The 23,390-nt window shown below is 63.2% G+C and carries 20 protein-coding genes and 2 pseudogenes; 18 read left to right on the plus strand and 4 right to left on the minus strand.

The window, feature by feature from the left end; translation table 11 throughout:
• The first annotated feature begins 2 nt into the window (after positions 1-2).
• From KW062_RS11660 to KW062_RS11730, 16 genes and pseudogenes are all read left to right on the plus strand, one after another.
• Positions 3-1,154 carry a PepSY-associated TM helix domain-containing protein gene (locus KW062_RS11660; protein ID WP_105755637.1) on the plus strand — a complete coding sequence of 384 codons (1,152 nt, stop codon included), beginning with the start codon at positions 3-5 and terminating at the stop codon, positions 1,152-1,154.
• Positions 1,151-1,330: pseudogene (locus KW062_RS11665) on the plus strand (hypothetical protein); the annotation flags it as partial. The gene KW062_RS11660 and the pseudogene KW062_RS11665, both read left to right, overlap by 4 nt.
• Positions 1,331-1,472: 142 nt before the next feature.
• On the plus strand, positions 1,473-2,027 hold the full coding sequence (moaB, locus tag KW062_RS11670) for a molybdenum cofactor biosynthesis protein B (RefSeq protein ID WP_027620438.1): 555 nt from the start codon (positions 1,473-1,475) through the stop codon (positions 2,025-2,027).
• A complete protein-coding gene (locus KW062_RS11675) occupies positions 2,024-3,259 on the plus strand; it encodes a molybdopterin molybdotransferase MoeA (RefSeq protein ID WP_027620437.1) in 1,236 nt (411 codons plus the stop codon). The genes moaB and KW062_RS11675 overlap by 4 nt, the downstream gene beginning before the upstream one ends.
• Before the next feature lie 183 nt (positions 3,260-3,442).
• Positions 3,443-4,438 carry a ubiquinone anaerobic biosynthesis protein UbiU gene (ubiU, locus tag KW062_RS11680; protein ID WP_027620436.1) on the plus strand — a complete coding sequence of 332 codons (996 nt, stop codon included), beginning with the start codon at positions 3,443-3,445 and terminating at the stop codon, positions 4,436-4,438.
• Between the two features lie 10 nt (positions 4,439-4,448).
• Positions 4,449-5,339: a U32 family peptidase gene (locus KW062_RS11685; RefSeq protein ID WP_105755635.1), complete on the plus strand. Its 891-nt coding sequence runs from the start codon at positions 4,449-4,451 to the stop codon at positions 5,337-5,339.
• Positions 5,333-5,803: a ubiquinone anaerobic biosynthesis accessory factor UbiT gene (gene ubiT, locus KW062_RS11690; protein WP_105755634.1), complete on the plus strand. Its 471-nt coding sequence runs from the start codon at positions 5,333-5,335 to the stop codon at positions 5,801-5,803. The genes KW062_RS11685 and ubiT overlap by 7 nt, the downstream gene beginning before the upstream one ends.
• A 211-nt stretch (positions 5,804-6,014) precedes the next feature.
• Positions 6,015-6,932 carry a LysR substrate-binding domain-containing protein gene (locus tag KW062_RS11695; protein ID WP_105755633.1) on the plus strand — a complete coding sequence of 306 codons (918 nt, stop codon included), beginning with the start codon at positions 6,015-6,017 and terminating at the stop codon, positions 6,930-6,932.
• 198 nt (positions 6,933-7,130) lie between these two features.
• Positions 7,131-8,318, plus strand: coding sequence for an aromatic ring-hydroxylating oxygenase subunit alpha (locus tag KW062_RS11700; protein ID WP_027620432.1), 1,188 nt, complete (start codon positions 7,131-7,133; stop codon positions 8,316-8,318).
• 11 nt (positions 8,319-8,329) lie between these two features.
• Positions 8,330-9,775, plus strand: a complete 1,446-nt coding sequence (locus KW062_RS11705) for an aldehyde dehydrogenase family protein (protein WP_105755632.1) — start codon at positions 8,330-8,332, stop codon at positions 9,773-9,775.
• A 5-nt stretch (positions 9,776-9,780) separates the two neighbouring features.
• Positions 9,781-9,945 (plus strand): annotated as a pseudogene (locus KW062_RS28885) (rubredoxin); the annotation flags it as partial.
• Entirely contained in the window at positions 9,934-11,184 is a 1,251-nt protein-coding gene (locus tag KW062_RS11710) for an FAD-dependent oxidoreductase (protein WP_256351119.1), read from the plus strand. The pseudogene KW062_RS28885 and the gene KW062_RS11710, both read left to right, overlap by 12 nt.
• A 10-nt stretch (positions 11,185-11,194) precedes the next feature.
• A complete protein-coding gene (locus KW062_RS11715; protein ID WP_027620429.1) occupies positions 11,195-12,523 on the plus strand; it encodes an NAD(P)/FAD-dependent oxidoreductase in 1,329 nt (442 codons plus the stop codon).
• Complete coding sequence (locus KW062_RS11720) at positions 12,520-12,891, plus strand: ethanolamine utilization protein EutQ (RefSeq protein WP_105755630.1); 372 nt, start codon at positions 12,520-12,522, stop codon at positions 12,889-12,891. Before KW062_RS11715 ends, KW062_RS11720 begins: the two co-directional genes overlap by 4 nt.
• Before the next feature lie 77 nt (positions 12,892-12,968).
• A complete protein-coding gene (locus tag KW062_RS11725) occupies positions 12,969-14,204 on the plus strand; it encodes an MFS transporter (protein ID WP_177433274.1) in 1,236 nt (411 codons plus the stop codon).
• Between the two features lie 216 nt (positions 14,205-14,420).
• Positions 14,421-16,076 carry a BCCT family transporter gene (locus KW062_RS11730; protein ID WP_105755629.1) on the plus strand — a complete coding sequence of 552 codons (1,656 nt, stop codon included), beginning with the start codon at positions 14,421-14,423 and terminating at the stop codon, positions 16,074-16,076.
• Between the two features lie 644 nt (positions 16,077-16,720).
• Here the strand turns inward: KW062_RS11730 and KW062_RS11735 are convergent.
• The 4 genes from KW062_RS11735 to KW062_RS11750 form a co-directional block, all read right to left on the minus strand.
• The gene (locus tag KW062_RS11735; RefSeq protein ID WP_027620427.1) at positions 16,721-17,080 is read right to left on the minus strand and encodes a putative zinc-binding protein; all 360 of its coding nucleotides are present in this window, start codon (positions 17,078-17,080) and stop codon (positions 16,721-16,723) included.
• Positions 17,081-17,155: 75 nt separating this feature from the next.
• Positions 17,156-17,833, minus strand: coding sequence for a Crp/Fnr family transcriptional regulator (locus KW062_RS11740; protein ID WP_027620426.1), 678 nt, complete (start codon positions 17,831-17,833; stop codon positions 17,156-17,158).
• 86 nt (positions 17,834-17,919) lie between these two features.
• The gene (narL, locus tag KW062_RS11745; RefSeq protein ID WP_027620425.1) at positions 17,920-18,564 is read right to left on the minus strand and encodes a two-component system response regulator NarL; all 645 of its coding nucleotides are present in this window, start codon (positions 18,562-18,564) and stop codon (positions 17,920-17,922) included.
• Positions 18,561-20,363, minus strand: a complete 1,803-nt coding sequence (locus KW062_RS11750; RefSeq protein ID WP_105755628.1) for a HAMP domain-containing protein — start codon at positions 20,361-20,363, stop codon at positions 18,561-18,563. Before KW062_RS11750 ends, narL begins: the two co-directional genes overlap by 4 nt.
• 302 nt (positions 20,364-20,665) lie before the next feature.
• Here KW062_RS11750 and KW062_RS11755 point away from each other — a divergent pair, with 302 nt between their 5' ends.
• A complete protein-coding gene (locus tag KW062_RS11755; RefSeq protein ID WP_027620423.1) occupies positions 20,666-21,958 on the plus strand; it encodes an MFS transporter in 1,293 nt (430 codons plus the stop codon).
• Complete coding sequence (locus tag KW062_RS11760) at positions 21,936-23,333, plus strand: NarK family nitrate/nitrite MFS transporter (protein ID WP_027620422.1); 1,398 nt, start codon at positions 21,936-21,938, stop codon at positions 23,331-23,333. Before KW062_RS11755 ends, KW062_RS11760 begins: the two co-directional genes overlap by 23 nt.
• Positions 23,334-23,390 lie beyond the last annotated feature (57 nt).

Below are 23,390 nucleotides of genomic sequence, written 5' to 3' on the forward strand. Positions count from 1 at the left end.
ACATGACCGCCCGAGCCTTGCGCACCTGGTATCTGGTCCATAAATGGACCAGCCTGATTGCCACCGTCTTTTTGTTGTTGCTGTGCCTGACGGGGTTACCGCTGATCTTTCAGGAAGAGATCGAGCATTACTTCGAACCGCACCCGCCGTTGCCTGCGCTGACGGCGCAAACGCCGAAAATCGACTACGACCAGGTGATCGCCGGTGCCTTGGCCGCGCGGCCGGGTGAGGTCGTGCGCTTTGTCGGTTTCGATCCGCACGACCCGATTGGCGTGGTGATCACGGCCACGAGCCTGGTGCCGCCGCCGATTGACGGGCACTTTCAGTCGTTCGATATGCGCACCGGCGAGCTGTTCCCGGCGGAGCCGCCCGACAAGGGTTTCATGAACCTGATGTTGCGCCTGCATACCGATCTGTTCCTCGGTCTGCCGGGCTATCTGTTTCTCGGCTTCATGGGCCTGCTGCTGGTGGCGTCGCTGGTGTCCGGGGTGGTGGTGTACACGCCGTTCATGCGCAAGCTGGACTTCGCCACTGTGCGCAGCGAACGCAGTCAACGACTGAAATGGCTGGACCTGCACAACGTGCTCGGCATCGTCACCCTGGCCTGGGTATCGGTGGTGGGCATCACCGGCGTGATCAATACCCTGTCGCTGCCCATCCAGGGTATGTGGCAGAGCGGCCAGTTGGCGGAGATGACCGCGCCCTACAAGGACGCACCGCCGCTGCAAAGCCTCGGCTCGTTGCATAAGGCGCTGGAAACCGCTCGCAAGGCGGCGCCGGACATGGAGCCGAGTTTCGTCGCCTTTCCCGGGACCCAATTCAGCAGCCAGCACCACTACGCGGTGTTCATGCGCGGTACCACGCCACTCACGGCGCGCCTGCTCAAGCCGGCCCTGGTGGACGCCCGGACCAGTGAGTTGACGGACATGCGCGAGATGCCCTTGTACGTGAAAACCCTGCTGATCTCCCAACCCCTGCACTTTGGCGACTACGGCGGCCTGCCGTTGAAAATCATCTGGGCCCTGCTCGACCTGGTGACCATTGTCGTCCTCGGCAGCGGCCTGTACCTCTGGCTCGGACGGCGCAAGGTGCCGCTGGAAAAACGCCTTGCCGAACTGAACGCCAGCGGCCTGTCAACGGAGGGCAGGGCATGAGGCGCGGGCTCTGGATGATCTTTCGCTGGCCGTTGGCGCTGGCGCTGCTGAGCCTGTTCGGTCTGCTGTCGGCGCTGATTGGCGATGAGGTCTATGACCTGCTGTCGTGGCTGACCCTGGGGGTGCCACTGCTGCTGGTCGGGGTGGTGTGGATTCGCCTGCGCCGGATAACCCGGTTGAGAGACCGAATGCAACGGCCTGATCAGCGCCGATTGGCAACTACCACCGCACCCAACCGAGATACCTCCATGGAGGAATAGTCCCCGCCAGCGTTCCGGTTCAGGCTTGCGCCATCCTCATCTACGGGAAGGCTTGAACATGTCCCATCTGGCGCAACGCACCTTCGAACCCTTGAACATTGCCGTGCTCACCATCAGCGATACCCGCACCTTCGACACCGACACCTCGGGGCAGACCCTGGCGGATTTGCTGCAAACCGCCGGGCATCAGTTGATCGACCGCGGGCTGGTCAAGGATGACATTTATCAGATCCGCGCCATCGTTTCGCGCTGGATCGCCGACCCCCAGGTGCAGGTGGTGCTGATGACCGGCGGGACCGGCTTCACCGCGCGGGACAACACGCCGCAGGCGGTGCTGCCGTTGCTGGACAAGCATGTCGAAGGCTTCGGTGAGCTGTTCCGCCAGGTGTCGCTGGAAGAGATCGGCATGTCCAGCCTGCAGTCGCGGGCGCTGGCCGGGATGAGCAACGGCGTGCTGGTGTGCTGCGTGCCCGGGTCGCCAGGCGCCTGCCGTACCGCGTGGAACAAGATCCTCCTCGGTCAACTCGACAGCCGCACCGGCCCGTGCAATTTCGCCCCGCATTTGAAGCCCCAGGCGCAGCGAGAGATTGCAGCGTGCGAGTCGCGCTCATGAGCGCCGGGGTGTGTGACCTTGGCCACCTGATGCCGGTGGATGACGCCATCGCTCATCTGCTCGATCAGGTGCCGCCACCGCCGGCGGCGCAGATGATTGCCTTGGAACAGGCCATGGGCCGGGTGCTGGCGGCGGACATTCACTCGCCGTTGAACCTGCCGGGCTGGGACAACAGCGCCATGGACGGTTATGCCCTGAGGGCTGCCGACCTGCCTGCAGACGGCGGATACCTGCCGGTAGGCGGGCGAATTGCCGCAGGCGATCAGGCGGCTATACCGTTGCCGGCAGGGCAGGCGGTGCAGATTTTTACCGGTGCGCCGTTGCCGCCGGGGGCCGACACGGTGGTCGCGCAGGAGCGTTGCAAGGTCGAGGGCGAGCGGGTGTGGTTTCCTCCCGTCACCTTGGGCGATCACGTGCGCAAGGAGGGCGAAGAGCTTCGGCGCGGTGATCTGCTGTTCAGCGCGGGCAAGCGTCTGCGTGCTCAGGAAATCGGTTTGCTGGCCGGTGCCGGCGTGGCCCGGGTCGAGGTCTATCGGCCGCTGCGGGTGTGCCTGCTGAGCAGCGGCAATGAGCTGCGTGAGCCGGGCGAAGCCTTGGCGCCGGGGCAGATCTACAACAGCAATCGTTACTGCCTCGCCGCGTTGTTGAAGGGCTGGGGCGTTGAGGTGCATGACTACGGGGTGATGGTCGACGAGCTGGCGGCCAGCCGCCACGCCCTGAGCCTGGCGTCTTCGGAATGCGACCTGCTGCTGAGTTCCGGTGGCGTGTCGGTGGGCGAGGAAGACCACCTCAAGCAGGCGATCAAGGAACTGGGCAGCGTGGATTTCTGGCGCCTGGCGATCCAGCCCGGCAAGCCGTTGGCCTTTGGCGAAGTGGGTGGCAAGCCGTGGATTGGCATGCCGGGCAATCCGTCGGCGGCGCTGATCACCGCGCTGGTGGTGGTGCGACCGTTCCTGCTGCGCGCCCAAGGCATGACCGACGTGCTGCCAACGCCTGTGGCCGTGCCGGCCGGATTCGACTGGCTGCAGCCGAACAAGCGCCGCCAGTACCTGCGCGCCCGACTGACCGCTGACGCCGGTGGCGCGTTGCAGGTGGAACTGCACCCGCAGCAAAGCTCGGCGATGTTGACTGCTGCGTGCTGGGCTGACGGGTTGGCGGTGATTGAACGCGAGCAGGTGGTGCACAAGCATGACCAAGTGCTGTTCCTGCCGTTTGCCGGGCTGATGCAGTGACGGCAATTGATTGCGGTCAAGGCCGTTACTTTCGGGCTGCATAAACTGGCCTTTGAATTCCTCTGTAGGAGCGAGCCTGCTCGCGATGGGGCCCGTAAGACATGCATCGCCTGTAAGGTCGCCATCGCGAGCAGGCTCGCTCCTACAGGTGATCTGCGTCTTCGTTTTACATGAGGATCACCCATGCAACTGGTCTGCCCCGCAGGGAATCTGCCTGCGCTGAAAGCGGCGGTGCGCCAAGGCGCGGATGCCGTGTATGTCGGCTTTCGCGATGACACCAACGCCCGGCATTTCGCCGGCCTGAACATGGACGACAAGCAGTTCGATGCCGCCGTCGCCCACATCCGCCAGCACCAACGCAAACTCTATGTCGCGGTCAACACCTACCCGCAGCCCAAGGGCTGGGAGCGTTGGCAGCGGGCAGTGGATCGTGCTGCGGATTTCGGCGTCGACGCGCTGATCGCCGCCGACCCCGGGGTGCTCAATTACGCCAGCCAGCGCCATCCACAACTGGCCCTGCACTTGTCGGTCCAGGGTTCGGCGACTCAGGCGGCGGCACTGGAATTCTATGCCCAGCGCTATGGCATCCGTCGCGCCGTGCTGCCGCGCGTGCTGTCGCTGGCCCAGGTGCGCCAGGTCGCGGCGAGCAGTTCGGTGCCGATCGAAGTCTTCGGTTTCGGCAGCCTGTGCATCATGGCCGAAGGGCGCTGCCACCTGTCTTCCTATATCACCGGCGAGTCGCCGAACCTGTGTGGCGTCTGCTCGCCGGCCAAGGCCGTGCGCTGGAGCGAGGACGCCGAGGGTTTGAGTGCACGCCTCAGCGAAGTGCTGATCGACCGTTACGGCGCCGATGAGCCGGCCGGCTATCCGACCCTGTGCAAGGGCCGTTTCCTGGTCAATGGCAAACGTTTCCACGCGCTGGAAGAACCCACCAGCCTCGACACCCTGGACCTGCTCCCGGAGCTCACCGCCATCGGTGTCGAAGCCGTGAAAATCGAGGGTCGGCAACGCAGCCCGGCCTATGTCGAGCAGGTCACCCGGGTCTGGCGCGCGGCACTCGATGCGCACCGCAGTGCGCCGGGCGGGTTCCGGGTCAAGGACGAATGGCGCCAGGTGTTGGCCGGTTTGTCCGAAGGCAACCAGACCACCCTGGGTGCTTATCATCGATCGTGGCAGTGAGGGAGGGAGCATGAAGTTAAGCCTTGGACCGGTCCTGTTCTACTGGGACAAAGAGCAGCTCAGCAGCTTTTACGCCGAGATGTCGGCGCTGCCCCTGGACGTGATTTACCTGGGGGAAACCGTGTGTTCGAAACGCCGGGCGTTTTCCCTCGATCAATGGCTGGGCCTGGGTCGTGAGTTGCAGGAGTGCAGCCAGGCGCAGTTGGTGATTTCCAGCCTCACGCTGATCGAAGCCGCGTCCGAACTGTCGAGCCTGCGCCGTCTGTGTGACAACGGCCAGTTGCTGGTGGAAGCCAACGACCTGGGCGCGGTGCAGTTCCTCGCCGAGCGCAAGCTGCCGTTCGTTGGCGGGCCGGCGCTGAATCTGTACAACGGCCATTCGCTGGCGCAATTGCTCGACAGCGGTATGGTCCGCTGGGTGCCGCCGGTGGAGTGTTCGGCGGCGCTGATCCGCGATGTGATCCAGCAGGTCGGTGAACTCGGGCACGCGCTGCCGGAGGTGGAAATCTTCGCCTACGGGCATTTGCCGCTGGCTTATTCCGCGCGCTGCTTTACCGCGCGGGCGGAAAACCGGCCCAAGGATGACTGCCAGTTCTGCTGCATCAACTACCCCGATGGGTTGGCTCTGACTAGCCAGGAAGGCCAGGCGTTGTTCACCCTCAATGGCATCCAGACCATGTCCGCCGAGGTGACCAATCTGCTTGCCGATTACGCCGGATTGCAGGCCTGTGGTGCCGATCTGGTGCGCCTGAGCCCGCGTGCCGAGGGCATGGCGCAGGTGGTCGAAGCCTGGCAGCAGGTGCGCGAGGGCGCGACGCCGCCGTTGTTTGTCGAAGGCTGCAACGGCTACTGGCATGGCCAGGCCGGGATGCTGCGGGTAGAGGAGATGGGCCTGTGCTGAAGCGTAAACAATGGCTGTTGAAAGGCGCCGACCGGGTGCTGCCGCTGGTGCGTCGCGTGCCGTTCGTGGTGCAGCGCCTGGCGTTGCAACAGACCCTCAATCGCTGCCTCGCCGAGCCCTTGCGCGACGGCGAATTCGAGGTGCTGCGCGGCCGTTGGTTGTGCCTGCGCATCAACGATCTCGGCCTGTCCTGGTACATCACCCGCAGCCGCGACGGCTTGCAGATCGCCCGCGAGGCTCCGGCCGACGTGACCATCAGCGGCAACTGGCGCGAGTTCCTGTTGCTCGCCAGCCGTCAGGAAGACCCCGACACCCTGTTCTTCCGGCGCCGGCTGGTGATCGAGGGTGATACTGAGTTGGGGCTTACCCTGAAAAACCTGATCGACAGCCTTGATCCGGACGTATTGCCGGTATGGCTGTGGCGCAATCTGGAGCGAGCAGGGAAGGGCTTGGCGGCGAGCTGAACCAGATCTACCTGGCAAACATCATCATCGCGAGCAGCGGTACGCCGCCCGGGCTGCTCCTACAGGTTTTGTGAACTGCGCCCCAGAGGTAGGACACCCATCCAATATCCGGGGGTGGGGTGCCCTCGGTATTGCTGCCCGCATTGTCCAGCCCCTGCGCCACCCGCTAGACTCACGGGATAAAACCAAAATATCGACGTGACCCTGCCTGATGAAAATCCACCCCTTACCGCCACTCAACAGTCTGGTCGCCTTCGAAGCCGCCGCGCGGCATTTGAGTTTTACCCTGGCCGCGCACGAATTGAACGTGACTCAGGGCGCTATCAGTCGCCAGGTGCGGCTGCTCGAAGACTACCTGGGCAAGGTGTTGTTCGAACGCACCACCCGCACCATCCACCTGACCCCGGCGGCCGCTGCCTACTACGAAATCGTCCGCGCCGCGCTGCTGCAAGTGGCCCAGGCCACCGGGGAAATTCGCCATTGGCAGGGCGCCGAACAGGTCACGGTGGCCACCAGCACGGCGATGGCCTCGTTGTGGTTGCTGCCGAAAGTCTCCGAGTTTCAGCGGGAGAATGAAGAGATCGATCTGCGGATCATTGCCCATGACCACGTCAAGGATTTCTCCCGCCTCGATTGCGACCTGGCGTTGTATTACTGCAGTACGCCACCCAGGGATATGCAGGTCACGCCGCTGTTTTCCGAGGAGGTGTTCCCGGTCTGCAGCCCACAATACCTGCAAAAACACCCCGCGTTGAACAAGCCCGAAGACCTCGCGGCCTGCACCTGGCTGGTGCTCGACGACCCGCAGCGTGACTGGCTGGGCTGGTCCGAATGGTTCAACAGCCAGGGGCTGAAAAATGTCGACCCCAAGCGCCGGATCAATATCAACAGTTACTCGATGGTGATCCAGTCGGCCATGGGGGGGCAGGGCGTGGCGCTGGCCTGGTCGAGACTGGTTGACGATCACCTGCGCAGTGGTGCCCTGGTACGTCCGCTCGACGCCGTGTTGCGCACTGACGCGCAGTTCTGCCTGCTGGAGCCGCTGTCCCGTGGCGGCATGCGCCAAAGCGTCAAGCGTTTTCGCAGCTGGTTGCTGAACCAACTGCCGGTTGCTTCCGGTACCCCATAAGTCAAGCGACCTCCCCCTGTACAAGCCCATTCCCACAGGGGGGGCACACCGCGTCCATATTCATGATCAAAAGTCATGAATCCCGCCCGAAATATCGTTTGTCGACCCTGCTCCGGTTTTTCCAGAATTGCCGCCAACGGACTGGGCCAACGTGCCCTGCCGATCTTTCCGAACCGTGCCCAGCAGGGGAAAACAATAATGACCACCCTCCAACAGATTCCAGTGCAGAACCTCGAAACCGTGCTCAACCCGATCCATGAAGCGACCGGCCTGAGCAACGAGTTCTACACCGATCAACGTTACTTCGAACTCGAGCGCGATCAGGTCCTGGGCAAGACCTGGGCCTGCGTCGGTTTCGCCAGCGACCTGGCCAAGGCCGGCTCGGTCAAGCCCATCGACTTCATGGGCCTGCCGCTGCTGCTGATGCGCAACCGTGAAAACCTGGTGCAGGTGTTCCATAACGTTTGCAGCCACCGTGGCATGAAACTGGTGGAGGAGGCCGGTGAGGTGCAAGGGGTGATTCGCTGCCCTTACCACTCCTGGACCTACGATCTGAATGGCGGCCTGCGTGGCACGCCGCACGTCGGCGGCATCGACAAGCACAAGGACGAACGCTTCGCCTGTGAAAAACACGGCCTGAAGGCGATCCGCAGCGCGATCTGGATGGACATGGTGTTCATCAACCTGTCCGGCGAAGCCCAGCCGCTGGAAGAGATGCTTGCACCCCTGACCGCACGCTGGAGCCAGTTCCTCGGCGAAGACGGCATGAGCCTGCTGAGCCGTCGTCCAGGCCATGACGCCACGGTGCTGGACATCAACTGCAACTGGAAGCTGGCGGTGGAGAACTACTGCGAGGCCTACCACCTGCCGTGGGTCCACCCGAGCCTGAACTCCTACTCGCGCCTGGAAGACCACTACAACATCATCGTCGGCGAACACTTCTCGGGTCAGGGCAGCTACGCCTACAACCTGTCCGACGTCGCTGGGACGCACTTGCCGAAATTCCCGGCCTGGCCGCTGGACCGCCTGCGCAACGCCGAATACGTGGCGTTTTTCCCTAACGTGCTGCTCGGCATCCAGGCCGACCACGCCTTCGCCATGCAGCTTGAGCCGGTATCGCCGGGCCGCACTATCGAGCACCTGCGCCTGTTCTATGTCGGTGACGAAGCCGCCAGCAGCGAAGAGTTCAGCGCCTGCCGCGAAGCGATCCTGGAATCCTGGAAAGTGGTATTCGCCGAAGACATCAGCTCGGTCGAAGGCATGCAGAAAGGCCGTTATTCCCCTGGCTACAAGGGCGGCGCGTTCTCCCCGGAAATGGACATCCCGACGCACTTCTTCCACCAGTGGGCCGCACGCCAACTGCTGGCTACCACCGAGTCGGTCTGAGGAGCGTTGCCATGTATCCGATAGCCTCCCACTGGCTCAACTACATCGACGGGCAATGGGTCGACAGCACCCAGCGCCTGACGGTCAACAATCCCGGCACCGGCGAGCCATTGGCGAGCATCGCCCAGGCTAGCGTGGCCGATGCCGAACGCGCATTGCAGGCGGCCCGACGCTGCGCCGACAGCGGCGAGTTGACCCGTGCCCGTCCCGCACAGCGGGTCACCTGGCTGCTGCGCATCGCCGAAGAAATTCGCGCGGTGGCGGATGAGGGCGCCTGGGTGTTGTGCCAGGAAAACGGCAAGCGCCTGGTCGACGCCAGAGACGAGTTCACCGAAGCGGCGCGCTACTTCGAGTACTACGCCGGCATGGCGGACAAGATCGAGGGCACCTCGATCCCGCTGGGCAACGGCTACATGGACTTCACCCTGTACGACCCGATGGGCGTTTCGGCGCAGATCGTGCCGTGGAACTTCCCGGTGTCGATCTGTGCCCGGTCCCTGGCGCCAGCGCTGGCGGCCGGTAACGCGGTGGTGATCAAGTCACCGGAACTGTCGCCACTGGGCATGTGCGTATTGATCCGCGCCATTGCCAAGGCCGGTCTGCCAGACGGTGCGGTGAACCTGATTTGTGGTCGTGGCCGCGAAGTCGGCTCGCACCTGGTCCGTCATCGCGGCGTCGACCAGATTGTCTTCACCGGCTCGGTGCCCACCGGCCAGACAATCCTGCGCGATGCCGCCGAGCATGCGATTCCCAGCGTGATGGAGCTGGGTGGCAAGTCGGCGGCGATCGCCTTCGCCGATGCCAATCTGGAGCAACTGCTGGCCAGCGTGCAGTCGGGGATTTTCTTCAATGCCGGCCAGGTCTGTTCGGCGATGTCGCGGCTGCTGGTGCAGCGCGAAATCTATGAGCAGGTGGTCGAGGCCGTGGTGGCCATGGCCGAAGGCCTCAGCGTGGGTCTGGGCCAGGACAACGCCGACCTGACGCCGGTGGTCAGCGCCGGGCAGCTGGCGGGCATCGAAGCCTTGTGCCGCCGGGCCATCGAAGAGGGCGCGGTAGCCGTCACCGGGGGCGAAGCCTTTGCCGACCGCGCCGGACATTTCATGCGCCCGACGGTGTTCCGCGACGTCACGCCCGACATGTGCATTGCCCAGGAAGAAGTGTTCGGCCCGGTGTTGGCAATCATGCCCTTCGACACTGAAGAACAGGCGATTGCCATCGCCAACGGCACCGATTTCGGCCTGGTGGCCGGGGTCTTCACCCAGGACATCAGCCGCGCCATGCGCTGCACCCGCCGCCTGAAATCCGGCCAGGTATTCGTCAACGAGTGGTACGCCGGCGGTATCGAAACGCCATTCGGCGGGGTCGGCTTGTCGGGCTTTGGTCGCGAGAAGGGCCAGGAAGCGCTGTACAGCTACGTGCGCACGAAAAACGTGGCGATTCGGGTCGCCGGGGAGTGAGCAGCATGTTCAAGACTTGGCTGTGCATCGTTTGCGGTCTGATTTACGACGAGGCGCTGGGCTGGCCCGAGGATGGGATCCTCGCTGGTACGCGCTGGGAAGACGTGCCCGAAGACTGGATCTGCCCGGAGTGTCACGTCGGCAAGGCCGACTTCGAGATGCTCGATATCAGTGAATACACCCAGGCCGTGACGGCACCGATCAGCGTGCCGCCGGCAGTGCTCGCGGTGCCCGTGGTGGCACCGGTTAGCGTTGCTGCGCCACGCCAGCCGATCGTGATCATCGGCAGTGGTTACGCCGGTTACGGCTTGGCCCAGGCGTTGCGCAAGGCCGACCCTAAGGTCGAGATCCGCGTGCTGACCCAGGAATCCGGTCATCTGTATTCCAAGCCGGCGCTGTCGATCGGCTTGTCCCAGGGCAAAAGTGCCGAAGCGCTGTCCGGCGAGTCGCCCCTGGCGATTGAGCAGCGCCTGAACATCCGCGTCTATCCGCACTGCACCGTGCAATCCATTGACAGCTCGGCGCGGGTATTGCGCACCAGTTTCGGCGACATGGCGTACGGGCAACTGGTGATCGCCAGCGGCGCGCAACCGATCCGTCTGCCGATCGAGGGTGACGGGGCGATGGTCAGCGTCAACAACCTGCAGGATTACCACGGCTTCCGCCAGCGCCTGAGCGGCATGCGGCGCGTGGCGATCCTCGGTGATGGCCTGATCGGCTGCGAGTTTGCCAATGACCTGGCGCACAACGGTTTCGAGGTCGACGTGATCGGCCTCGGCCGCTGGCCCATGGAGCGGCTGTTGCCCGCCGAAGCAGGGCAGCTATTGCAAGCGGCGCTGTGCGATCTGGGGGTCAAGTGGTACCTGCAAAACACCGTCGAGGCCATCGAGTCGAGCGGGCCGGGCTACCGGCTGAAACTCGCTGGCGGCCAGACCCTCGAGGCTGACCTGGTGTTGTCGGCGGTCGGCCTGCGCCCGGACCTGAGCCTGGCACACAGTGCGGGACTGGCGGTGGGGCGCGGCATTCAAGTCAACCCGCAGTTGCAGACCTCGGTACCGGGCATTTATGCGCTGGGCGATTGCATCGAGATCGACGGCCAGTTGCTGCCGTATCTGGCGCCGATCAACCAGGGTATCCAGGCACTCAGCAAGACCCTGCTTGGACAACCGACCGCCGTCGCTTACCCGCTGATGCCAGTCACCGTGAAAACTCCGGCCGCACCCCTGTGTCTGCTGGCTCCGACGGGAGCCGGGGAGTGGCGTTGCACGCCAACCCCGGACGGCTTGAGCGGCGGTTTTTACGACGCCGAAGGCCGACTCAACGGCTTTGTGCTGTTGGGTCGCCAGGCACAAACACAGCGCAGCGCATTGCTGCAGTCCTGTCAGAACTCTCAGCAGGCGGTCGCCTGAGGCGGTACACATGAACACTTCAATCAAGCTGCCTTACGACGATAACAGTTGCGGCTGGTACGCCGCGCTGCCTGAACAGCCGGCGGTCAAGCGCCTGGCTGGCGAGCAACGGGCGGATTACGCGGTGATCGGTGCGGGCTTCGCCGGTCTGGCGGCGGCCCGGCGCCTGGCCGAACATCATCCGCAGGCGCGGATTATCCTGGTGGACGCCCAGCGCGTCGCCCATGGAGCCTCCGGGCGCAACTCGGGTTTCGTCATCGACCTGCCGCACAAATTTGCCCTGGAACATCCGGACCCGGCGCACAAGCAACGCCTGCTGTCGCTCAACCGCGCGGCCATTGCCCAGTTGCAAGGGCTGGTGCAGAGCCGGGGCATCGAGTGTCAGTGGTCCCATGCCGGCAAGTATCAGGGCGCCGTCGGTGCCCGAGGGCTGGCCTATCTGGATCACTTCGAGCGCTTGATGAGCGACCTTGGCGAGCCGTTCCGCCGGGCTGATTCTGCCGAACTGGCCAAGGTCCTGGGCACGCAACATTACAGCGGTGCGATCTACACCCCGGGTTGCTACCTGATGCAGCCGGCGGCGTTGGTCACTGGCCTGGCGCGCACCCTGCCGGATAACGTCGAGCTGCTGGAGGAATCACCGATCCAGCGCCTGGAACGTGACGGTCGCGGCGGCTGGATCCTGCAGGGCAGCAACGGGCTGATCCGCACCCCGCAACTGCTGCTGGGCACCAGCATCTTCACCCAGGAGTTCGGTTACCTGCGCAACCGCCTGTTGCCGGTGATGACCTTCGCCAGCTGGACCCGTCCGCTGACCGATGCCGAACTGGCCACCTATGGCGGCCAGCTGGATTGGGGCCTGACCCCGGCGGACCATGCCGGGACCACGGTGCGCATGACCCAGGACCGCCGGCTGATCATCCGCAACACCTACAAGCACGTGCCCAAGTATGGGCGCAGCACCAGCGACGGCATGCGCCTGAAGATTCGCGAGTCCCATCGCAAGGCGTTCAAGGCGCGTTTCCCACAGTTGGCCGAGGTGCCGTTCAGCCACACCTGGGGTGGGGTCTATGCGATCTCGCGCAACTTCACCAACTTCTTCGGCGAGTTGGAGCCGGGGGTTCACGCCTCGGCTTGCGACAACGGCGTCGGCGCGGCGTGGGGCACGATCTCCGGGACGATGCTCGCAGACCAGGTGGTGGGCGCCGAGTCCTCACAGTTGAACGACATTCGTGCCGTGACCGGCATGCCGTCGCTCAACCCGCCGGAACCCTTCCTTGGCCTGGGTGTGCGTTCGCGCATTCACCTGGCGGCCTGGAACAGCCGGAGCGAGCTATGACTGCCGGCGTGAAACCCTCGGTGCGGGTGCTGCAAGTCGATCACCGCGACCTCGACTTCAGCGTGCGCGGTGGCCCACCCGGTGGCGCCTTCGTGGCCCGGGCCCTGAGCAATGAAGTCTCGCCGAATATCGGCGTCGGCTTTGCTCGCTGGGAGGGTGCCCAGGTGGCCTGGACGGTGCTTTATGACGAAGTGATTTTCGTCATTGAAGGCTGCTTCGAGCTGCAGGTCGGCGCCGAGCTGTTCCAGGTCACCCCGGGCCAGTTGCTGTGGATCCCCGAAGGCACCGAACTGGTATACGGCGGGCACGCCTTGTTCGGCTATGTCGTGCACCCGGGCAACTGGAAAGAGCTGCACGGTTTGAGCTGAGCCATCGACCCTTGGCGCTTGGCCGATGGCTGCGCGCCAGGGGTTTTGCATCCGCACTTTTTTCTGGAATCGGCACCGTGTTTGGACTGACGAAGACCTTCGGCGCGCTGTATTTGGCCAGCTCGATGATGCAGCTGGGATCGATGATGTTGATGACCTACCTGGCGTTGCGCCTGAACGATTCGGGAGCCAGCGAAACTGCTGGCGGTGCGTTGATGGCCGCCAATGCCCTGGGCATGGTGCTGGGCGGCTGGGTGGGGCGCAGCCTGATTGCGCAGGTCGGGCATATTCGCACTTACGCGGCCTGTGCCGGGATCATTTGTGCGGCGGTGCTGGGCCATGAATTCAGTGCATCGCTGCCGTTCTGGCTGGTGCTGCGGGCGCTGGTGGGACTGGCGATGATGTGCCAGTTGATGGTGGTGGAAAGTTGGCTCAACGACCAGGCCAGGACCGAGCAACGCGGCAAAGTCCTGGCGCTGTACATGGTCGCCAGTTACGTCGGCATGATGCTGGGTAACCTGGCCCTGAGCCTGGATGAAGGCTTGGGCATCCGCGCGCTGCTTGGCGTGGCGATGGTCTTCGCCCTTGGTTCGGTGCCGGTGGCGCTGACCCGCAGCATGCATCCCACGGCGGTGCCGGCGGCGCCGATTGACCTGCGCTTATTCCTGCGGCGGATCCCGCAGTCGCTGGTCACGGTGCTGGTGTCCGGCGTGCTCAACGGCAGCTTCTACGGCCTGGCAGCGATCTACGCCAGCAAGCAGGGGCTGGCGACCGCGCAGGTCGGCCAGTTCATGGCCCTGTCCATCGCTGCCGGATTGTTGGCCCAGTTGCCCCTGGGCTGGCTTTCGGATCGCTTGCCACGGGCGAGCCTGATCCGCGCGGTGGCGCTGCTGTTGATCGTCATCAGTCTGCCGTTGGCGTTCAACCAGGCGCCTGGGTTCGTCACCTTGCTGTGGTTTGGCGCGGGCATCGGCTTCCTGCAGTTCTGCCTGTATCCGTTGGGCGTGGCGCTGGCCAACGACAATATGGAACCGGCGTTGCGAGTGTCGCTCTCCGGCATGCTGCTGATCACCTTCGGCGTCGGCGCCTGCATCGGGCCGCTGATGGCCGGTGCCCTGATGGAGCACCTCGGTGCGGCGAGTTTTTACTTCTTCTATACCGGCACCGCGCTGTTGCTCGCCCTCTGTGTGGGCCAGGCAAAAGTCACCGGCGAACACTTGCGCAGCGATGCGCCGTTGCAGCATCCGGTGACCCCCAACGGGATTGCCAGCTGCAACCTGATGACGGTGGAGGAGGGCACTGACCGGCCCTAGCACCATGGTTTTATTGATGCGTTTTTCTCATGAGTCGGTGACTAAATATGGTTTGAACGGTAGTGGGGCTTCAAGCAAATTGGCACGGCTGCCAAAACCGAGATGGACCTGAATTAACCTGCAGATGAACACTGCCCTGATGTCGCTCGATATCAGGCAATAAGCACCCTGCGGACAGCAACTACACCCTTAAACAAAAACAAAAGGGGAATAACAATGCGTGCGCAATCCGGCATGTTGAAGGGCCTTAATCCGACTGTGACAGTGCTCTCGATAGTGGGCGTTATCTTGTTCGTTTTATTCTGTGCCTTCAAAGATCAACAGGCAGCCAAGGCTTTTGAAGCGGCTTCCACCTTTATCCTGCATAACTTCAAGTGGTATTACCTGGCGCTGATCACCGGTGTCCTGGGTTTGCTGCTGTATATCTCCATGAGCCGTTTCGGCAATCTGAAACTGGGCACCGAACATGACCGCCCCGAGTTCAGTTTCGCCTCCTGGATTGCCATGCTGTTCAGCGCCGGGATGGGCATCGGGCTGATTTTCTGGTCGGTGGCCGAACCCATGCTGCACTACGCCGACAACCCGTTCTCCAAGGGCCTGACCGATGAATCGGCGACCCTGGCGATGCGCATTACCCTATTCCACTGGGGCCTTCACCCTTGGGCGATCTTTTCCATGATCGGCCTGGGCCTGGCCTACTTTGCCTACCGCAAGGGCTTGCCACTGGCCTTGCGCTCGCTGCTGTATCCGCTGATCGGCGAACGTATTTATGGCTGGATCGGGCATGTGGTCGACATCATGGGCGTGATCATTACCGCCTTTGGTGTTTCCCAATCGCTGGGTCTCGGCGTCGTGCAGATCAATACCGGTATGCATAACGTATTTGGTTTGCCGATCAGTGTCGGTCTGCAGTTATCGATCATTCTCTTTGTCAGTATTGTTGCCTGTATTTCGTTGTTGGCCGGTTTGTCCAAAGGCATGAAGCGTATCTCCACGCTTAATATGTATTTGTCGTTCGCTCTGATGTTGGCGGTATTGGCGATCGGTCCGACCCGTTACATTCTTAATCTGATGTTTGAATCCACCGGGGACTATGTGCAGAACATTGTCGGCCTGAGTTTCTGGATGGACACCCAGAAAGACAGCGAATGGCAGAACTGGTGGACGGCGTTCTACTGGCCGTGGTGGATGACCTGGGGGCCGTTCGTGGGCCTGTTCATTGCGCGTATCTCCAAGGGCCGGACCATTCGCGAACTGGTGATCGGTGCGCTGGTGGTGCCGACCATGGTCACCATTTTGTGGATGTCGGTGTTCGGTGGTGCTGCGCTGAAGAATGAACAGCAGGACCGTCAGGCTTACCAGGCCTCTGTTGCCACGCAGCAGGTCGGCACGGAACAGGCGAAATTCGAAGGCGGGACGATTCTGCAGGCGACCAAGAAAGAAACCACTGCGGCGATGTTTACCCTGTTGCAGTCCCTCGATGGCCCGACCATTGGCGCGGCGTTGTCGATCCTCGTCTGTGTGTTGCTCGGGGTGCATTTTGTCACCACCGCCGATGCCGGGACTCAGGTGCTCTGTACCTTGTGCGCTCTGGGCAGCACCAATCCGCCGAACTGGATCAGAGTGCTCTGGTGCCTGCTGGAAGGGGCGATTGCTGCGGGGCTGCTGCTGGCCGGGGGGCTGAAGGCGATACAGATGGCAAGCATCGTCGCCGGACTGCCGATTGCCATGCTGTTGCTGGTGATGTCGTACACCCTGATTCACAGCCTGCGCAAGGAAATGCCAAGCACCCCGGCCTGGACCCCGGCGGCTGTGCCGCAGCACGAGGCCGAGCGCCGTGACCGGCAGCCAGAGTCCTTGGCCGCCGCCTGATCGTTCACAGACCTGTAGGAGCAGCCGGGCAGCGTTCCGCTGCTCGCGATGGTGGTGGGGCAGCTGATATCCCTGTCGGATGGGCTGCCGTCATCGCTAGCAGGCTAGCTCCCACATGAATCTGCGGCGAACACCCATATCGCAAACACCTCAAACCCCTTGTAGGAGCGAGCCTGCTCGCGATTGTGGTGGGGCAGTCGACACCCATGCTGGATGTGCTGCCGTTATCGCTTCAAGCCAGCTCCCACAGGGGTTTGAGCTGCGCCGGTTTTCCTGAACAGGCCGGCCGGTAGGCCGCCTCGGTTGCTTTTGATTTTGATTCACCGGCCCCGTTACAGAAGGCTGAGTGGAGGCATTCATCCGAGGGGAGCGCGTAGCGCGCTGCGGCGCAGCCGCAGTCATCGAGAGGAGGTGCCAGCGAAGCCAACCGGAGGCGATGACCCGCGGATGGATGCTGGAGCGAAGGTACCCCGAGCCTAGGCGAGGGGGCCGGATGTTGGGGCAAAGCCTTTTGCTTACTTTTCGGCGTTTGGAAAAGTGAGTCGCCGTAAGGGCGAAACCATAGGTGGCCGTTACCGCAGGAATGGATATGTACACCGAAAAAATGCCATCGCGAGCAGGCTCGCTCCTACAGGGCGGTGTGTTTACCCTTTCAGCAACCGCCTGATCCCCTCAAACAACTCATCACTCTGCTCCTGCGTGCAATCCTCGCCATAGCGCTTGCGCAACCCGTAATGGCTCAGGATCACATGCACATCGGCATGCAGGCCATGCTGTTGCAGGCAGTTTTCCACGCATTGCAGCGGGCAGCCGTCGAGGGCGAGGATCTTGCGTCCGGAGCGCGCCTTGTTGACCAGCGACGGCACATGCCCGCCGAGGCCGGCGATGCACGACATTTCTGCGACGCCACTGCGATCCAGGCGCACGGCCAGGGTGTTGGCCAGTTGCGCAACGTTGGAGCAGCCGGAGCAGGAGTAGACCAGGGGCAGGCTTGGGGCGGGCATTGACGATCTCCATGAATGGGCCGGACCAGTGTGCAAGGCCACTGGCGCCGGGCAATTGATGGCAATCAATTCTGCCTAGTGGAATGTCGCCAGCGCGTCTTCTGCGGCGAGCAGGTGGATGGTGCGGCGGTCCATCGCGATCATGTCGCTCTCCACCAGGCGATGCAGGATCCGCGAAAAGGTCTCCGGCTGGATCCCCAGTTTCGACGCCACCAGGCGCTTGGAGACTTGCAGGACGATCTCCCCGGTCACCGGGTGGCGCTCCTGCAGCAGGAAATTGATCACCCGCCGGCTGGCGCTGGCGATAGTCAGGGTGTCGATGTCGCGCAGGCGCAGGTGCAAGTGCATGCTCATGCTGGCGAGGATCGCCAGGCAGACTTGCGGCGCGTCTTCCAGGGCGTTGCGATAGTGCTGGCCTTCGATGCTCACCAGCACGCTGTCCTTGAGCGCGGTGGCGCTCACCGGGTAGCAGCGGGCCTGGCTGAACAGCAGGGCTTCGGCAAAGGTCTGCCCGGGCTGGATGATTTCCATCAGGTTTTCCTGGCCTTCACCGGTCAGCCGGTACAGCTTGATCTGGCCACTGACCAGCAGAAAAAAACGCTTGGCCGGGTCGCCCTGGTGCACCAGCGTGCCGTGGCAGTCCAGGCGCCTGAGCGTGGCCAGGGCGCAGACTTCCTTGAACACCTGCTCCGGCAGTTGGCTGAACAGGTGATGACGACGCAACGTTTGAACAGTAGATGGGTGGGTCAGCATGGCGTACCTCCGCTGCCGCGCATTTTAGAACGCGCGGCCCGTCAGACCTATGCCTCTGCCGGCCTACCTCGAAGGAGGCAGTTGCCTCAGTGGTTGCGCAAATGCTCCATGGCCCACACGGCGGCCTCGACTCGCGAGCGCAGGCCGAGCTTGTGCAGCAAGTTTTTCACATGCACCTTGACCGTGCCTTCGGTGATCCCCAGCTTGTGCCCGATCACCTTGTTGCTGAAGCCAGCGGCGATGGTCTTCAGCACCTGGCGTTCGCGCTCGGTCAGCTCCACCACCGCCTGGCGCGGCGGCGAGCGCAGGGCCTGGGCCATGACCCGGGTCAGGCCGGGGCTAACCACCAGGTTGCCGTCGAGGGCATCGCGGATGTACTGGATCAGCAACTCCGGCTCCATGTCCTTGAGCAGATAGCCGTCGGCATCCAGGCGCAGGGCATCGCGAATGTCGTCTTCGGCGTCCGATACGGTGAACAGCAGCACCTTGCCGGCATAGTCCATGGCCCGCAGGCGGCGCAGGGTCTCGATGCCGTTCAGCTGCGGCATATTGTTGTCCAGCAGGATCAGGTCCGGTTGCAGCGGCTCGATCAGGGTCAGCGCCTCCTCGCCATGATTGGCTTCGCCGACGATCAAAAAATCCTCTTCGAGTTCGAGCATCTGGCGGATGCCTCGGCGCATCATCGGATGATCGTCGACCAGCAGAATGCGGTGCTGTGGGGTGGTGCTCATGTGACGCTACCTTCTGTGTGCCGGCCGAGAAACTCCGGCAGGAATTCAAGCTGGACCAGGGTGCCCTGGGGCTCCCGGGAGAATATTTTCAGCTGCCCGCGCAAGCTGCGCGCCCGCTCATCCATGATGTTCAGGCCGTGGTGTTCGCGCTGGTCGACGTTGCCGCTGAAGCCACGGCCGTCGTCTTCCACCAGCAGGCGTACCGTCTCGCCGTCCTGTCGCAGCTCCAGCCAGGCGTTCTGCGCATGGGCGTGGCGCAGGCAGTTGGAGAGGGCTTCGCGGGTGATCTGCAGGATGTGGATCTGTTCGCTGGCCGACAGCTCGAAAGCCAGGGTGTCGAGGTGCAGGTGTACGGCGAATTCGCCACGGCGGGAGAATTCGGCGGCGGTGTCCTTGAGCTCCTGCACCAGGCCGGCGTCGTCGATCTGCAGGCGGAAGGTGGTGAGCAATTCGCGCAACTGGCGGTAGGCATTGTTCAGGCCTTCGCGCAGTTCGCCGGTGACCTGCTCCAGGGTCTGCACCGGTTCGCCACGGCGCATCAGGGTCTGCATGCGGCTGACTTGCAGCTTCATGTAGGACAGCGCCTGGGCCAGGGAATCGTGAAGTTCGCGGGCGATGATCGTGCGTTCGTCGAGCAGCAGCAGGCGGTGATCCTGTTCGCGTTGGCGTTTCAGCGACAGCGAGGTGCCGATCAGGTTGGCCAGGGCCTGGATCAATTGGGTTTCCCAGGCCTGGGCGGTGTGGCCGTCGACAAAATGCGCCTTGAGCTCTCCCAGTTCGCTGCCCTGGTTGCTGATGCTGAAAGTCTGCAGGCTGCTGCTGTGATGTTTCTGGCAGCCGGCGCAATCGCTGCTGGCGCACACATCGCGGGTGCTCGCACCGTGCAGGGCGAGCAGTTGCTGGGCCGGTGCCTGCTGCTGGCCTTGCAGGCACAGGGTCAGGCGCAGGCCCGGCAGGCGTTGCTGGAAGCGCCGGATCAACTCATCGAGGCCTTCGGCATTGGCCAGGCGGGTCGCCAGGCTGCCGCTGCTTTGATAGAGCAATTCGAGGGCGGCGTTGGCCTGTTGCAGGTTCAGGGTCTTCTGCCGGACCTGGCTTTCCAACGTGCGGTGGGACTCTTCGATGGTCTCGGCCATGGCATTGAAGCTGGTCGCCAGCTGACCCAGTTCGTCCTCGGACTGGTGATTGACCCGCGCGCGATAGTCGCCGCGACGAAAGCGCTGGGTAGCTTCCACCAACTCCTTGAGCGGCGAGACCACGCCGTACTGCAACTCATACAGACCGACCAGCAGGACAATCATGGTGGTGAACAACGCCAGGCCCTGGATCACCTGCTGCCAGCTCTGCTTTTCCTCGCTGTGGCGCTGCAGCAGATTGACGAACTGGTTCAGTTGCTCGACGAAGGGCTGGGTGTGGACCTGGAACGCCGCGGCATCGCCACGCTCCAGCGCCGGGCGCAACACGTCATTCCACTGATCGAGGATCTGCTTATAGCTGGTTTGCAACGCGGTGCTCGGGCCATCGTCCAGCACTGCCTTGAGGGGCTGGCTGTCGAGACGCCGTTGCAGGCTGTCGCGCACGGCATTGAGTTGTTCACGATCGGCGCCGGCGGCGAGCTTCCAGCTCAGGTGGTAGGTCTCCATGCGCACCGAGCCGGCGGTGTTGATGGCGGCTGCATCGCCCTGGCTGAACCAGGCGATCAACCCGGCGCTGAGGGAGCTGGCCAGGGCCAGCATGGCAATCAGGATCACCGCGAGCCCGGCGCGAGCGGGCAGGGAACTGCGCAGCCAGCGAAGCATCAGCGCAGGTCTCGATTGAAGATGAAAAAGCCCAGCATGTGCAGCTCCAGGGTGGGGAAGGGCGGCGATTGGCGGGCGCTACCTCTAAAGAGTTGTCGAGGTGCCGTGGTCGACAGAAAACCCCACCTGAAAGGTCAAGTTGCTGATAAACAAAGGCTTTACCGCTATTTGCGCTCTACCTCCTTGGAGGTAGACAGCACAAGCATAGCCCTGGAAGGCTTTGGCGGACGTTGATGTGGATCAAGTTTTTCCGGGGTCTCGCTCTCTACTCTGCCGGCATGGCTAACCGACTGGAGCGCATTGTGATCCGACCCCGTGTACAACAAGGCTTGGTGCTGGGCATGAGCACGCTGGCCTTCACCGTCTGCTTCATGGTCTGGATGATGTTCGCCGTGCTCGGCGTGCCGATCAAGGACCTGCTCCAGCTCAACGAAACCCAATTCGGCCTGCTGGCCGCCACCCCGGTCCTGACCGGCTCGCTGGTGCGTCTACCCCTGGGCCTGCTGACTGACCGCTTCGGCGGGCGCACGGTGTTCTTCCTGCTGATGCTGTCCTGCGTCGCACCGCTGTACCTGATCAGCCACGCCACGGCTTATTGGCAATTCCTGGTGCTGGGCCTGTTCGTCGGCCTCGCCGGCGGTTCGTTCTCGGTGGGCATCGCCTACGTCGCCAAGTGGTTCGACAAGGACAACCAGGGCTTCGCCATGGGCGTCTTCGGTGCCGGTAATGCTGGCTCGGCGGTGACCAAATTCCTCGCCCCGGCGCTGATTGCCGCCGGCAGCTGGCAACTGGTGCCGAAAGTCTTCAGCGCGATCCTGTTCATCACCGCGCTGCTGTTCTGGTTCCTCAGTGCCGACAACAAATCCCACCGCAGCGCCTCGGGCGCCAGCCTGCGTGAGCAGTTGAGCTCGCTGAAGGATCCGGCGGTGTGGCGCTACTGCCAGTACTACTCGATTGTCTTCGGCGGCTATGTCGCCCTGGCGTTGTGGATGACCAAGTACTACGTCCAGGAATACGGCTTCAGCCTGCAAAGCGCGGCGCTGCTGGCGGCCTGTTTCTCCCTGCCCGGCGGCGTGCTGCGTGCGGTGGGCGGCTGGATGTCGGATCGCTGGGGCGCGCAGAGCGTGACCTGGTGGGTGCTGTGGGTCAGCTGGATCTGTCTGTTCCTGCTCTCCTACCCACAGACCCAACTGCAAGTGCAGACCATCAATGGCCCGGTGGATTTCCACCTCGGCCTCAACCCCGTGCTGTTCACCGTGCTGCTGTTCGTCATGGGCATCGCCTTCGCGTTCGGCAAGGCCTCGGTCTTCAAATACATCGCCAACGACTACCCGACCAACATGGGCGCGGTGTCCGGCATCGTCGGCCTGGCCGGCGGCCTCGGCGGGTTCGTGCTGCCGATCATGTTCGGCGCCCTGGTCGACCTCACCGGCGTGCGCTCGTCCTGCTTCATGTTGCTGTACGGCGTGGTCTGGGTGTCCCTGATCTGGATGTACCTCAGCGAAGTGCGCAAACGCCCGCTGCTCGGTAAAGCGTCGACCCCGAATTCCAGCATTGCCCAAGGAGACAACCATGTCCGTTCTGCAAAAGCCTGACAAAGGCCCGGTCATTCATGACTGGCGCCCCGAGGACCCAGCGTTCTGGGGCAAAAGCGGCAAACAGACCGCCACGCGCAACCTGTGGATTTCGATCCCGGCGCTGCTGTTGGCCTTCGCTGTGTGGATGGTCTGGAGCACGGTGATCGTGCGCTTGAACGCCATCGGCTTTACGTTCACCACCGACCAGTTGTTCTGGCTGGCAGCGCTGCCGGGGTTGTCCGGCGCTACCTTGCGAGTGTTCTACTCGTTCATGGTGCCGATTTTCGGTGGCCGTCGCTGGACCGCCCTGAGCACCGCGTCGCTGCTGATCCCGTCGATCTGGATGGGCTTCGCGGTGCAGGACACCAGCACCTCCTACAGCGTGTTCGTGATCATCGCCTTGCTCTGCGGTTTCGGCGGTGGCAACTTCGCCTCGAGCATGTCCAACATCAGCTTCTTCTATCCGAAGTCGCAGCAGGGCACGGCGCTCGGGTTGAACGCCGGCCTGGGTAACCTCGGGGTCTCGGTGATGCAGTTCTGCGTGCCGCTGGTGATCACCTTCGGCGTGTTCGGCTTCCTCGGCGGCAACGCCCAGGTGCTGCCGGACGGCACTCAACTCTGGCTGCAGAACGCCGGCTTCATCTGGGTCCCGTTCATCATCCTGGTGACCCTGCTGGCCTGGTTCGGCATGAATGATCTGTCCAGCGCCCGTGCCTCGTTCAGCGAGCAGGCGGTGATCTTCAAGCGCAAGCACAACTGGCTGATGTGCTGGCTGTACCTGGCGACCTTCGGCTCGTTCATCGGCTTCTCTGCTGCCTTCCCGATGCTGATCAAGACTTCGTTCCCGGACGTCATCGCCCTGAAATTCGCCTTCCTCGGCCCACTGGTGGGTGCCCTGGTACGCCCATTGGGCGGCTGGCTGGCGGACAAGCTCGGTGGTGCGCGAGTGACCCTGTGGAACTTCGTGGCGATGATCGTGATGGTCTTCGCGGTCATGCACTTCCTGCCGCAGGACGGCAAGGGCGGCAACTTCTACGGCTTCCTCGGCATGTTCATGCTGCTGTTCATCACCACCGGCATCGGCAACGGCTCCACCTTCCGCATGATCCCGGTGATCTTCCGCACCCAGCATGAAAAAGCCGCCGCCGGCAAATCCGCCGCGGTGCGCGAACAGGCGCTGAAAGATGCCGGTAAAGAGTCGGCCGCCGTGCTCGGCTTCAGTTCGGCCATGGGCGCCTTCGGTGCGTTCTTCATTCCCAAGACCTTCGGCTCGTCAATGGCGCTCACCGGCAGCCCGGCGATGGCCTTCTACATGTTCGTCGGCTTTTACCTGAGCTGCATCCTCGTGACCTGGTGGTGGTACGCGCGCAAAGGCGCCGCGACACCCTGCTGAGACGACCTGAATCCAACCATTGCGTGGGCGGGGCGCAGAACCCCGCAGCAAGCCTGA

This window comes from Pseudomonas fluorescens, from assembly GCF_019212185.1.
In the GTDB taxonomy this organism is placed as follows: domain Bacteria; phylum Pseudomonadota; class Gammaproteobacteria; order Pseudomonadales; family Pseudomonadaceae; genus Aquipseudomonas.